This window comes from Microbacterium terrisoli, from assembly GCF_030866805.1.
GTDB lineage: Bacteria > Actinomycetota > Actinomycetes > Actinomycetales > Microbacteriaceae > Microbacterium > Microbacterium terrisoli.
In genome coordinates this window covers 1,433,303-1,445,912 of sequence record NZ_CP133019.1, presented here as the reverse complement: position 1 = coordinate 1,445,912, position 12,610 = coordinate 1,433,303, and the positions used below count along the sequence as shown (strand labels likewise).

10 protein-coding genes are annotated in these 12,610 nt (G+C 65.9%); all 10 read right to left on the bottom strand.

The annotated features are described in order from the left end of the window. Positions 1-24: 24 nt before the first annotated feature. Positions 25-1,716, bottom strand: a complete 1,692-nt coding sequence (locus tag QU603_RS06125; RefSeq protein WP_308493603.1) for an ABC transporter family substrate-binding protein — start codon at positions 1,714-1,716, stop codon at positions 25-27. A 55-nt stretch (positions 1,717-1,771) separates the two neighbouring features. Continuing rightward, entirely contained in the window at positions 1,772-3,895 is a 2,124-nt protein-coding gene (locus tag QU603_RS06120; protein WP_370655336.1) for an ABC transporter ATP-binding protein, read from the bottom strand. Beyond that, positions 3,888-4,826, bottom strand: coding sequence for an ABC transporter permease (locus tag QU603_RS06115; RefSeq protein WP_308493602.1), 939 nt, complete (start codon positions 4,824-4,826; stop codon positions 3,888-3,890). The genes QU603_RS06120 and QU603_RS06115 overlap by 8 nt, the downstream gene beginning before the upstream one ends. A 1-nt stretch (position 4,827) precedes the next feature. Beyond that, on the bottom strand, positions 4,828-5,808 hold the full coding sequence (locus QU603_RS06110; protein WP_308493601.1) for an ABC transporter permease: 981 nt from the start codon (positions 5,806-5,808) through the stop codon (positions 4,828-4,830). Positions 5,809-6,074: 266 nt separating this feature from the next. Beyond that, positions 6,075-6,689: a PH domain-containing protein gene (locus tag QU603_RS06105; protein WP_308493600.1), complete on the bottom strand. Its 615-nt coding sequence runs from the start codon at positions 6,687-6,689 to the stop codon at positions 6,075-6,077. Then, complete coding sequence (locus QU603_RS06100; RefSeq protein ID WP_308493599.1) at positions 6,686-7,189, bottom strand: hypothetical protein; 504 nt, start codon at positions 7,187-7,189, stop codon at positions 6,686-6,688. Before QU603_RS06100 ends, QU603_RS06105 begins: the two co-directional genes overlap by 4 nt. A 68-nt stretch (positions 7,190-7,257) precedes the next feature. After that, on the bottom strand, positions 7,258-8,928 hold the full coding sequence (locus QU603_RS06095) for a dipeptide ABC transporter ATP-binding protein (RefSeq protein WP_308493598.1): 1,671 nt from the start codon (positions 8,926-8,928) through the stop codon (positions 7,258-7,260). Continuing rightward, the gene (locus QU603_RS06090) at positions 8,925-9,863 is read right to left on the bottom strand and encodes an ABC transporter permease (protein ID WP_308493596.1); all 939 of its coding nucleotides are present in this window, start codon (positions 9,861-9,863) and stop codon (positions 8,925-8,927) included. The genes QU603_RS06095 and QU603_RS06090 overlap by 4 nt, the downstream gene beginning before the upstream one ends. Further along, entirely contained in the window at positions 9,853-10,782 is a 930-nt protein-coding gene (locus QU603_RS06085) for an ABC transporter permease (protein ID WP_308493595.1), read from the bottom strand. The genes QU603_RS06090 and QU603_RS06085 overlap by 11 nt, the downstream gene beginning before the upstream one ends. 83 nt (positions 10,783-10,865) lie before the next feature. Continuing rightward, positions 10,866-12,497 (bottom strand): peptide ABC transporter substrate-binding protein, encoded by a 1,632-nt coding sequence (locus tag QU603_RS06080; protein WP_308493594.1) that lies wholly within the window; start codon positions 12,495-12,497, stop codon positions 10,866-10,868. Positions 12,498-12,610 lie beyond the last annotated feature (113 nt).

Below are 12,610 nucleotides of genomic sequence, written 5' to 3'. Positions count from 1 at the left end.
GCGAAGGCACGAGTGCCCCCGCGATCACTTCGTGAAGCCGACCGTCGTCCAGTCCTCGGTGAGGTCGGTGAAGGTTCCCGGACCGTAGTTCGCGAGGTTCTTGTCGACCACCTGAACATTGGGGTACGGGTAGATCGGCAGCATCGGCACGTAGCTGGCGATGGTGTCGTTGATCTGGCTCGCGATGTTCAGGCGCTTGGCCGGGTCGAGTTCCGCGTTGGCCTGCTTCCACAGGTCGCCCAGCTTCTCGTCCGTCACGAACGCGTAGTTCTGACCGCTTCCGCCCGGCTTCATCTCCGGGTAGAACAGCGACTCCGTCGAGGAGATCGGGAACAGCGTGCCCTGCCAGCCGAAGGTCGCCATCTCGAACTTGCCGTTCTGGATGTTGTCGAAGTAGTCGGCGCTGGGAACCTCGTCGAGGGTCACCGGCACGTCGATCTTCTTCAGCGACGACTGGATCTGCTGAGCGCGCAGCTCGTTGGACTTCGTGCCCTGAGGAACGATGACCGACAGCTTCAGCTGCTTGCCGTCCTTGGTCCACTGGCTGCCGTCGTGCTTGTAGCCCGCGGCTTCGAGGTCCTTCTTGGCGGCATCGATGTCGTACGGCAGCTTGTTGCCGACGGTGTCTTCGTAGCCCTTCTGGCCGGGCATGAAGATCCAGTTGCCGTCCGTGGTCGCCTTCACACCCAGCGGCTCGTTGGCCGTCTTGGCGATCAGGGTGCGGTCCACCGCCTGCGCGATGGCCTTGCGGACGTTGACGTTGTCGACCGGGGCCTGCAGACCGTTGAACGTGACCTGCGAGTAGGTCAGACCACCCGAGCTCAGCGCCTTCGCACCCGACTTCTTCAGTGCGGCCGTGTAGGTGTCGACATCCTGCGCCTCGACGGCGTTGATCTCATTGTTCGCGAAGGTCTGCGCCTGCGCGCCCTGGTCGATGACCTTCCACACGATCTGGTCGAGCTTGGGCTTGGTGCCCCACCACTTCGGGTTCGGCGTCTCGGTGTAGACCTTGGCGTTGTTGTCGATCTTCGACATGACGAACGGACCACTCGAAGGCAGCGGCTTCGTCGTGAAGCTCGCCCACTTCGCCGGGTCGCTGGCGATGTCAGCCGGGACCGCGGGGGTCGTCAGCAGCGCCTGCCAGTCGGCGTAGGTCTCGCCGAAGGTGAACGTGAACTCGTAGTCGCTGACGACATCGAAGCTCGACACCTGGTCGAAGCCGGCCGAGGAAGCGATGTTGAACTTCGTGTTCTTGCCGGAGAGTGCGGCGAACGTGGCCTTGTAGTCGTTGGCCGTGATCGGCTTGCCGTCCTCCCACACCGCCTTGTCATTGAGCTTGACATCGACCGTCTGGGGCGAATCGCTCTCGAGCTTGATGTCGGTGGCGTAGTTCGGGTCGACCTCGACCTGACCGTCCTTGGTGGCCTTGTACGGGGTGCCCATCAGCGGCGAGGTCATGTTGACGACGGGAACGTTGGCACCCTGCGTGGTGCTGATGTTCCAGTTGCCCTCATCGGTGCCGCTGGACAGGACCGCGAGGCTGAGCGTGCCGCCCTGCTGCACGTCGTCCGCCGCGACAGGCGTCCAACCGATGAGCGGGAGCTGTGCAGGCTCGCTGTTGGTCGGTTTTGCGTTGGGCTGCGCGCAGCCGGCCAGCGCGAGGCCGGCAGCGCTGAGCACAGCGACAGCCGCGAGTGCTGTGGTTCTGCGGTTCATGTGCTTCCTCTTCTTCTGTGTCACCCACCGGCATCGGCGGGGGTCTCTGGGGTCGTCAGCCGACGACCAGGGTGTTGCGATCGACGTGATGGCAGGCCACCAGGTCGCCGTCGTGATCGATCAGCTCGGGATCCTGCGTGTCGCACATCGCGCGCTGCGGATCGGGAAGGATCTTGTACAGCGGGCACCGGGTGCGGAACCGGCAGCCGTCGATCCGCTCGGCGGGGCTGGGCAGGTCGCCCTGCAGCAGCACCCGCTCGCGCGTGCGCTCGATCGCGGGGTCCGGGATCGGCGCGGCCGACATCAGCGCCTGTGTGTAGGGATGCTTCGGCTTGTCGAAGACCGCGGCGATCTCGCCGTACTCCACGACCTTGCCCAGATACATCACCGCGACATCGTCGGCGATCTGGCGCACGACCGCCAGGTCGTGCGCCACGAAGATCAGCGACAGGCCCAGCTTGTCGCGCAGGTCCTGCAGCAGATTGATGACGCCGGCCTGGATCGACACGTCCAGGGCCGAGACGGGCTCATCCAGGACGAGGATCTTCGGGTCGGTGGCAAGGCCTCGCGCGATGCCGATGCGCTGACGCTGGCCGCCCGAGAACTCGTGCGGGTAGCGGTCGAGCATCGAGGGGTCCAAGCCCACCAGGTCCAGCAGCTCCGACACCCGCTCATTGCGCTTGTCGCGCGGCACTCCCTGCGCCAGCAGCGGCTCGCCGACCACGTCGGCGATCGGCAGACGCGGGTCGACGGCGGCGGCCGGGTCCTGGAAGACGATCTGGATCTCGCTGCGCAGCTTTCGCCGCGCGTGCTTGGAGAGCGTGGAGACGTCGTGACCGACGACCTCGATCGAACCGCTCTGCGGCTTGACCAGCTCCAGCAGCTCGAGGATCGTCGTCGTCTTGCCGCAGCCGGACTCACCGACGATGGCCAGCGTACGACCGGGCGCGAGACTGAAGGAGACGCCGTCGACCGCGCGCACCGTACCGACCTGCCGGCGGAACACTCCGCCCTTCATCAGCGGAAAGTGCTTGACGAGGTCTTTGACCACCAGCACCGGCGGCGCGTCGCTGATGATCTTCTCGCGATCCACCAGTGCGTCCGGGCGGGGGAAGATCTGCGACCGCGTCAGCTCACCCGAGAGGATCTCACCGGCGCGATGGCACGCCGAGAGGTGCCCGTCAGGGCCGGCATGCTCCACCAGTGCAGGCTCTTGCACACGGCACAGGTCGGTCACTGCGGGGCAGCGTGCGGCGAACGGACAGCCCGCCGGAAGGTTCGCCAGCGACGGCGGACGCCCCTCCAGCGGCACCAGCCGGCTCTTGCCGGCGGTGCGGATGTTGGGCACCGACCGCAGCAGACCGATCGTGTACGGCATGGTCGGCTCGTTGAAGATCTGCTCGACCGTGCCCGACTCGACGAGCTTGCCCGCGTACATCACGGCGACACGATCGGCTTGACCGGCGACGACTCCCAGGTCGTGCGTGATCAATGAGACGGCCGCGCCGGTCAGTCGCTTGGCCTCTTGCAGCACTTCGAGGATCTGCGCCTGGATGGTGACATCCAGGGCCGTGGTCGGTTCGTCGGCGATGATCAACCGCGGATCGTTGGCGATCGCCATCGCGATCATCGCGCGCTGGCGCATACCGCCGGAGTACTCGTGCGGGAACGCGAGGGCGCGCCGGGTCGGGTCCGGGATGCCGACGATCTTCAGCAGTTCGATGGCCCGGGCGGCCGCGGCGTGCTTGCTCAGGGCACTGTCGTGCAGGCGCAGTGCCTCGGAGATCTGGTCTCCGACGGTGTACACGGGCGTCAGCGCCGACAGCGGATCTTGGAAGACCATCGCGATCTCGCTGCCACGGATGCGTGAAAGCTGCTTGTCGCCCATCGACAACAGCGACTTACCGTTGTAGAGGATCTCACCGGTGATATGAGCGGTGTCGGGCAGCAGTCCCATGATCGCCAGCGACGAGACGGACTTGCCCGAACCGGATTCGCCGACGATTCCGAGGAACTCGCCTTCATTGACCGTGTAGCTGATGTCACGGACTGCCCGTACATCACCGGAGCGCTGCGGGAAGGTCACCGAGAGGTTCTTGACCTCCAGCAGCGGGTGACCGGTGCGCGCCGGGGTCGACTGGGGGCGGTTGAACAGGTCAGGAGCGGTGGTCTCAGGCACGGTTCACCCCTGAGGTCGGGTCGATGGCGTCACGCAGGGCGTCGCCGACGAGGCTGATGGCCAACAGCAGGATGATCAGCGTGCCGGCGGGGAACAGGAAGAGCCAGGGGCGCGTGGTCGCCGCGGATTGGCCATTGGCGATCAGCGTGCCCAGCGACACGTCGGGCGGCTGCACGCCGAAGCCGAAGAAGCTCAGGCTCGTCTCGGCGAGGATCATCGCCGCGATGCCGAGCGTGGCATCGATGATCAGCAGGGACGCCACGTTCGGAATGATGTGCCGGCGCACGACCGACCACGTGCCGAATCCCATGTAGCGCGCACCCTTGACGAACTCTCGATCGCGCAGGGATCTGGTCTGATTGCGGATGACCTGCGCCATGATCATCCAGCCGGTCACGGCCAGGAAGATCATCATCACGACCCAGCTGCCGTGCGTGAAGGGGTACAGCAGCACCAGGATGAAGAATGCGGGCAGCACCAGCAGCAGGTCGATGATCCAGGCGATGAGCTTCTCGCTGAAGCCGCCGAGGTAACCGGCCGTGGCCCCGAGGAGGCCGGCGATCAGCGTGGCGGCGGGGCCGGCGATGAAGCCGATGATCAGCGACTTCTGCAGGCCCGACACGATCTGCGAGAACAGGTCGTGGCCCAGGATGTCGGTGCCGAACCAGTGCAGGACGGTGGGCGGATAGTTCATGTTGTTGACGTCCTGATCCGTGGGCCCCCACGGTGTCAGCAACTGGCCGAAGATCGCCAGCAGGATGAACAGCATGACGACCGTGCCGCCGATCCAGAACCGCGGCGTGTGCTGGAGGCGACGCCAGATGACGCGCGCCCGCGATGCGGGTTTGGCTGCCAGCGTCGTGGTGACCGGTTCGAGGTCGTCGACGGCCACATCCGTCTGGCTGAGCAGGTCTGCTTCGGGAATCGCCATGTCAGCGCCTCACTCTCGGGTCGAGGGCCGCGTACAAGATCTCGGACAGGGTCGACGAGCACAGGATCAGGACCGCGATGAAGAGCGTGGAGCCGGCCATCGCGTTGATGTCGTTCTGCTGCACGGCTTGGATCGTCATCTCGCCCATGCCATGCCAGCTGAAGACGATCTCGAGCATGGCGGAGCCGGCCACGAGAGTGCCGAAGCTGTAGGCGAAGAACGTCGACATCGGGATGAGCGCGATCCGCACGCCGTGACGCACCAGCGCCGAACCGCGCGTGCGGCCTTTCGAGCGAGCCGTGCGGATGTAGTCGGCGCCCAGCACGTCGAGCATGGCGTTGCGCTGGTACCGACTGTAGGAGGCCGCCCCCAACAGGATCAGCACGAGGGTGGGCAGCAGTGCGTGCGATACCCGATCCCAGAGCTGACTCCAGAAATCTGGCGCCGCCGTCCCTGAATACTGCCCGCTGAAGGTGATCAGCTGCATGCCGATCAGGTTGTTGAAGTTCACCGCGAGGATCATCAGCAGGATGCCCATGACGAACGTCGGCGTCGCGAAGATGATGTACGAGACGATCGTGACGACCTGGTCGCTCATCTTGTATTGGCGCACAGCACCCCACACGCCCAGGATCACCCCGAGGATCGCGCCGATGATCGAACCCACCAGCAGCAGCTGCAGGCTCACACCCGCACGAACCGCGATCTGCGCAGCGACGGGCTGGTTGCTCACCGTGAGACCCAGATCGCCGTGGAAGATGTTGATGAACCACGTCCAGGTGCGCTCGATCAGCGGCACGCTGGGGTTGACCCCCCAAGCATTCAGCAGCTGGTCGATCGAGGACTGAGGGACCGGAGGGTTGCGCCCCTGGAACTGTCCCACAGGATTCAGTCCGGTGCTGGCAAGCACGTATGCCAGAGACGAGGCGACAGCGGTCAGGATCAGGTAGTTGATGATCCGGCGGATGATGTACAGAGTCACCGGCGTTCACCCGGTCTCGGCGTACCGACTGTCCGCAGCGATCTCGCGAACCCAGTCGCCCGCGCACCCCAGACCGTGTTATCAGTGATCACGTTCGTGAACATTTCCTTGCTTGTCGAGCGCCGACTCTTGACCGACGACGATGTCGATGCCGATTGTCCGTCGGCGGGAGTCCGGATGGGACCGCGCACCACTCTAACCGACATCCCGTGTCTTTCACGTTCCCTCGTGCGCATCTTTATCAGGGCGTTAGGTACCGACATGAGTCACGCCACCACCGCCACGACGGCGGCGATCAGGCAGACTGCACCGATCATAAGGGCCGGCAGGTCCCAGCCGCGCGTGATCTCGCCTGCTGCGGCGGGGTGACCCAGCCATGCCGTGCGCACGATCTCAAGCGCGCTGTCGACGGCGGGGCCGCTCCTGCGTGCGGCCTCGTTGGGCGGCCGACCGCCGGCGGGGAGCACGCGGGTGATCGCTTCTGCCGATCCGCCTACGCGCCCGTGCGCACTGCGCACACCGGCACGCGGCGCGAAAGGGCTCCCCCAGCAGCTGACCGCGGTGCCGTCATCGACCAACACGACCAGCTGCGCGCGGCGCTCGATGTCGGTCACCCGGGCCCACGGCACACGGACCCAGCGCAGGAGGTTGCGTGCCGTCAGGGCCGAAGCATCCAACCGAACGCTCATCCGAACGAGGAACACCCAGCAGGCCCAGACCATCAGCAGCGCCACACCCGTCGTGCGAGCCGCGACATCGAGGCGGCCGCGCAGCACGGCATCGACGATGAAGAATCCGGCGACCACCGCCAGCGCCCAGAAGGCGATCTGCGACGACAGCGCCCGCAGCACGACGACGCCCTGGCTGAGGTCCTTGCTCACGAGGGCCCTCCTGTGACCAGCACGGCGATGACGGCCCACACCACCAGCACGGCCAGGGCGACCAGTGCCGGCACGTCCCAGCTGCGTCGCACGGCGCCCTGGGCGCCTGTGCCCGGCGCCGCGTGCTCGCGGCCTGCGTGCCAGGCGCGTTCGATGGCATCGAACTGGGCACGGGTTCCCGCCGGCGTCTGCGCCGGGTCTCCGGGCCGACGAGCCGACCTGCCCTGCAGCGGACCGCCGATGGCACGCACGTGGGCGTCGTCGTCCATCGTGATCTGCACCTGCCACGGCCACTGCAGATCGCTCACGCGCCCCCACGGGATCCGCACGAGCTGCAGGATGTTCTGCACCGTGATCGCCTCGTCGTCGATCGCCAGCGACGAGGCGAACGCGGCCACATACACGCCCCACAGCGCCAGCAGCGGCCACGGGGCGAGCAGCAGCGTCTCGCCCCAGCCACCGCGGATGACGGCGTCACCGAGCAGGAACAGCACGACCACGGCCGAAATCGCCAGCAGCGGCCATGCCGACCCGGGACGGAAAACGTGCCGGCTCGGGTCCTTGGCGGTCAGCGTGCCCCACCCCCCAGCGGGATGGACGCACCCGGGATCGCATCCAGCAGGCGCTGCGTGTACTCCTGGGCGGGGTTCGCGAAGATCTCGTCGACCGAACCGTGCTCGACGACCTTGCCCTTCTCCATCACACAGACGTCGTCGGCGACAACGCGCACGACGGCGAGGTCATGGGTGATGAACAGGTAGGTGAGGCCCAGCTCGCCCTGCAGCTCAGCCAGAAGCTGCAGAATCTGGTCCTGGACCAGCACATCCAGAGCCGACACGGCCTCGTCGAGCACGACGATGTCGGGCTTGAGCGCGAGCGCGCGGGCGATGGCCACACGCTGCCGCTGGCCACCCGACAGCTCATTCGGGTACCGGTTGGCCAGCTCCTGCGGAAGAGAGACCTGCTCGAGCAGTTCGACCACGCGTGCCCTGCGGGCAGCCGCGTCGCCGACGCGGTGGATGTCCAGCGGCTCTGCGATCGTGTTGCCGATGTTGCGCAGCGGATCCAACGACCCGTACGGGTCTTGGAAGACCGGCTGCATCTTGCGACGCAGCGCCAGCACCTCCTTGCCCGACAGCGACGACGAGTCCTTGCCGGCGATCTCGATCGTGCCCTCGGTGGGGTCCTCGATCTTCAGCACCATCTTGGCGACGGTCGACTTGCCCGACCCTGACTCACCCACCAGGGCCAGCGTCTTGCCGCGCGGGATGTCGAAGCTCACGGCATCCACTGCACGGAACGGCACCGAGCCGAATCCGCCGGTGCGGATCTTGTAGTCCTTCGACAGGCCCCGCACCGAGACCGCAGGCACCGTCTCGGACCCGTCTGCATGCTCGATGCCGCGTTGCTCGACACGGGCTTGAATCCGCTGCGAGGCGATGCTGGGCGCTGCGGCCACCAGCTTCTGCGTGTAGGGGTGCAGCGGGTTCTCGAGGATCTCGCGACTGGGACCGGCCTCCACGATCCGCCCGTGCTGCATCACGACGATCTTCTCGGCGCGCTCGGCGGCAAGGCCCAGATCGTGCGTGATCAGCAGCACCGCGGTGCCCTTCTCGCGCGTGAGTCCGGCCATGTGGTCCAGGATGACGCGCTGGACCGTGACGTCAAGGGCGCTCGTAGGCTCATCGGCGATCAGCAGCTTCGGGTCGGCGGCCAGGCCGATGCTGATCAGCGCACGCTGACGCATGCCGCCGGAGAACTGGTGCGGGTACTGGTGCAGACGCCGCTCGGCGTCTTCGAGACCCGCCTGCTTGAGGACCTCGATCGTGCGCTGCTTGACCGCGTGCCGGCCCTGCGCGATGCCGTTGGCCTTGACGGCCTCTCTCACCTGGAATCCGATGGACCACACCGGGTTCAGGTTCGACATCGGGTCCTGCGGCACGTAGCCGATCTCGCGCCCGCGCACCCGCTCGATCTGGCTGCGGCTGAGGGTGGTCAACTCGCGGCCGTCGAGCATGATGCTGCCGGCGGTCACGTGTCCGGTGCCCGGCAGCAGGTTCACGATGGCCGACGCCGTGGTGGACTTGCCCGAACCGGACTCCCCCACGATGGCGAGGGTCTCACCGGCGAACAGTTCGAGATCGATGCCGTGCAGCACCTCGCGCTCGGTCTTCTGGCCGCGGAAGGCGACCTTCAATCCGCGGATGCTCAGCAGCGGTGTGTCGACGGTCGCGCTCATCGCTGGGCCCTCGCTCTCGGGTCGAGGGCGTCTCGGATCAGTTCGCCCAGCATGATGAACGCCAGCACAGTGACGGTCAGGAAGATCGACGGATAGATCAACGACATCGGCGCGACGCGCAGAGAGGTCTGTGCGTTGCTGATCTCGGTGCCCCACGAGATGACGTTGCCCATTCCCACGCCGAGGAACGTCAGCGTCGCCTCCGCGACGATGGCCGCGGCAAGGCTCAGTGTCGACACGACCAGCAGCGGGGCAATGGCGTTCGGGATCACGTGCGAGAGCAGCGTGCCGAAGTTCGACTTGCCGAGCGCTCGCGAGGCCGTCACGAAGTCGGACTGGCGCACCCGAAGGATCTCGGCGCGCACGACGCGGGCGGTGGCCGCCCACGCGAACCCGCCGATCGCGAATGCCATGGTGAACACGTTGCGGTACTCAGCGAACACCGTCATGACGACCACGGCGGCCAGGATGTAGGGGATCGAGAAGAAGATGTCGCCGACGCGGGACAGGAACGAGTCGAGCCATCCCCCATAGAACCCGGCGATCGCGCCCATGACCAGGCCGATGAACGATCCGATCATGGTGGCGAGCAGGCCGACCGACAGCGAGATCCGCGTACCCCACACGATGCGGGAGTAGATGTCGCACCCCTGGAAGGTGTAGCCGAGCGGGTGACCCTTGGCGGGGCCGTGGTTCGAATATGTGAGGTCGCACGAGGCCGGGTCGACGTGCGTGAACAGCGTCGGGACGAACGCCATCAGCAGAACGACGATCACGATCGCGACAGAGATCCAGAACGTCGGGCGCACGCGGATGTCGCGCCAGGCGTCGGACCAGAGGCTGGTCGGCTTGGCGCCGACCTTCACCTCGTCGACGTTGATCGTCGTGGTCTCGATGGGGGCGACGTAGTGCGTCGCGGTGGAATCACTTGACATAGCGGATCCTCGGGTCCAGGAAGCCGTACAGCAGATCGACGAGGACGTTCACCAGCACGTAGATGATGACGAACACCGTCACGAACGATACGATCGTCGGTCCCTCGTGGCGCAGCGTCGCTTGGTACATGGTGTTGCCCACGCCGGGGATGTTGAACACGGCCTCGGTCACGACCGCACCCACCAGCAGCACGCCGAAGTTCGTCGCCGAGTTCGTGATGACGGGGATCAGAGAGTTGCGCATGACGTGCACGGGCAGCACTCGTCGCCGGGGCAGACCCTTCGAGTACGCGGTGCGCACCCAGTCCTGGTTGCGCGTCTCGATGACCGAGCCGCGCATCAGGCGCATGCTCGTGGCGAACAGGCTCACGCCCAGGACGATGGCCGGCAGCCACAGGCCGCCCCAGTCGTTGTCGGCACCGACGGTCGCCCGGAACCAGCCCAGCTTGATGGCCAGGAAGTACTGGGCAGCGAAGCCCAGGACGAAGACGGGCACCGACAGGAAGATGAGACCCACGATCAGTGCGCTGTGGTCGAAGAGCTTGCCCTTGCGGACGGCGGAGATCGTGCCGATGATGATCGACAGCGTGAATTCGATGGCGATCGACATGACCGCCAGACGCCCCGTCACCGGCAGCGTCCGGGCCAGGACGTCATTGACCGATTGGCCCGAGAAGGTGGTGCCCAGGTCGCCGTGCAGGATGCCGGTGAGATAGAACCAGTACTGCACCAGGAACGGCTGGTCGAGATGGTATTGAGCTCGCAGCTCCGCGAGCAACTGCGGGCTGGGCTGCTTGTCGCCGAACAGCGCCGCGATCGGGTCGCCGGGCATGGCGAACACGAGGAAATAGATGAGCAGTGTGGCCCCGAGGAACACCGGGATCAACTGCAAAAGGCGCCTCACGATGTATGCGAGCATGCGCCCTCCCTTCGGGTGAGGATGGCATGCCGCGAGGCGGTGACGTGTTCGTCACCGCCTCGCGGGTCAGACCCCTGGGGCGGTCAGCCCTTGGTGATCTGGTAGTACAGCGGAACCGAGTTCCACCCGAAGGTGACGTTCTTCACGCCCTCGGCGTAGCCACCCGTCACGTTGGAGTACCACAGCGGGATGGACGGCAGGTCCTGGAACAGGATCGACTGAGCCTTCGCATAGTCCGCGGTGGCCGCTGCCGGGTCGCTGGCGGAGGCTCCCTGTGCGAGCAAGGCGTCGAAGTCCTTGTTCGAGTAGTCGCTGTCGTTCGAGCTCGCGCCCGTGCCGTACAGCGGCTGCAGGAAGTTGTACTGGCTGGGGTAGTCGGCCTGCCAGCCGGTACGGAACGCCGTCTTGATCTTGCGATCGTTGACGTCCTGGCGCAGCGTGGCGAAGTCGACGTACGACTTGCCCGACGCGTCGATGCCGAGCGTGTTCTTGATCGAGTTCGATACCGCGTCGACCCACTCCTTGTGGCCGCCGTCGGCGTTGTACGCGATCTGGAACGAACCGCTCCACTTCGAGATGGCGTCAGCCTGAGCCCAGAGGTCCTTCGCCTTGGTGGCGTCGTACTTCAGGACCTCGTTGCCCGGGATCGAGTCCGACCAGCCGCTGATGACCGGCGAGGTGAAGTCGCTGGCAGGGGTGCGCGTGCCGTTGAAGATCGTCTTGGTGATCTGATCACGGTTGATGGCCATCGAGATGGCCTCCTTGCGCAGGATGCCCTCCTTGCCCGTGAAGTGCGCCGCGTTGCCCGGGATCGTGAACGACTGGAAGATGGCCGCCGGCTGGTTCACCGCACGGTCGCCCAGGTCAGACTCGAACGTGGCGAACGACGACGGCGGAATCGCGTCGATGACGTCGACGTTGCCGTCCTGCAGGTCCGCGTACGCGGCATCCTGAGTCGTGTAGAAGACGATCGTCAGACCGCCGTTCTTGGCCTGACGGCCACCGGTGTAGCCGTCGTTCTTGACGAGCTCGATCTGCACGTCGTGCTGCCATGCCGAGTCGCTGGCCAGCTTGTACGGGCCGTTGCCGATCGGGTGCTCGCCGAACGACTTCATGTCCTCGAACGCCACGTCGGGCAGCGGGTAGTAGGCCGAGTAGCCCAGGCGCTGTGCCCAGTCGGCCGCGACCGGCGCGTTGAGCTTGACCGTGAAGGTGTAGTCATCGGTCTTGGTCAGACCCGTCAGCTGCGAGTCCTTCGCGGGATCGAAGCCCTCGATGTCGGCGAACCACGACGAGTTCAGCTGCTTGTTCGAGAACAGCGCGCCGTACTGCCAGGCCTTGATGAAGCTGTCAGCGGTCAGTTCCTGACCGTTGGTGAACTTCTCGCCCTTCTTGATCTTGATCGTCACCGTGCTCGGGTCATCGACGGTGATCGACTCGGCCATGTCGTTGACCAGCTTGCCCTTGGCGTCGTAGTACGCCAGGCCCGCGAAGATCGAGTCGAGGATCTTGCCGCCGCCGACCTCGTTGGTGTTGGTCGGGATCAGCGGGTTCTCGGGTTCGTTGCCGTTGACCTTGATGACCGCGGACGCGCTCGCACCGCTGGTGTTGCCATTGTCGCCGCTGGTGCCACCGCCGCCTGCACAGCTGGTGAGCACGAGTGTGCCCGCTGCCAGCAGCGCGAGCCCGGTGAGGGCGATCTTCGTACGCTTCACGTGTAGTCCTCCAGTGAATGGGGTTTCGTGCCGCAGTTCGCGCACGCACCAATGCGTGCGGTCGGCCACGGCGATGGGGCAACCATAAGCACACTGAACGCTCTGCTCCAAAC

Bases quoted from the DNA above. Each gene is read 5' to 3' on its own strand.
- QU603_RS06115 (WP_308493602.1), bottom strand. From the start codon at position 4,826: ATGGCGATTCCCGAAGCAGACCTGCTCAGCCAGACGGATGTGGCCGTC.
- QU603_RS06095 (WP_308493598.1), bottom strand. From the start codon at position 8,928: ATGAGCGCGACCGTCGACACACCGCTGCTGAGCATCCGCGGATTGAAG.
- QU603_RS06090 (WP_308493596.1), bottom strand. From the start codon at position 9,863: ATGTCAAGTGATTCCACCGCGACGCACTACGTCGCCCCCATCGAGACC.
- QU603_RS06085 (WP_308493595.1), bottom strand. From the start codon at position 10,782: ATGCTCGCATACATCGTGAGGCGCCTTTTGCAGTTGATCCCGGTGTTC.
- QU603_RS06125 (WP_308493603.1), bottom strand. From the start codon at position 1,716: ATGAACCGCAGAACCACAGCACTCGCGGCTGTCGCTGTGCTCAGCGCT.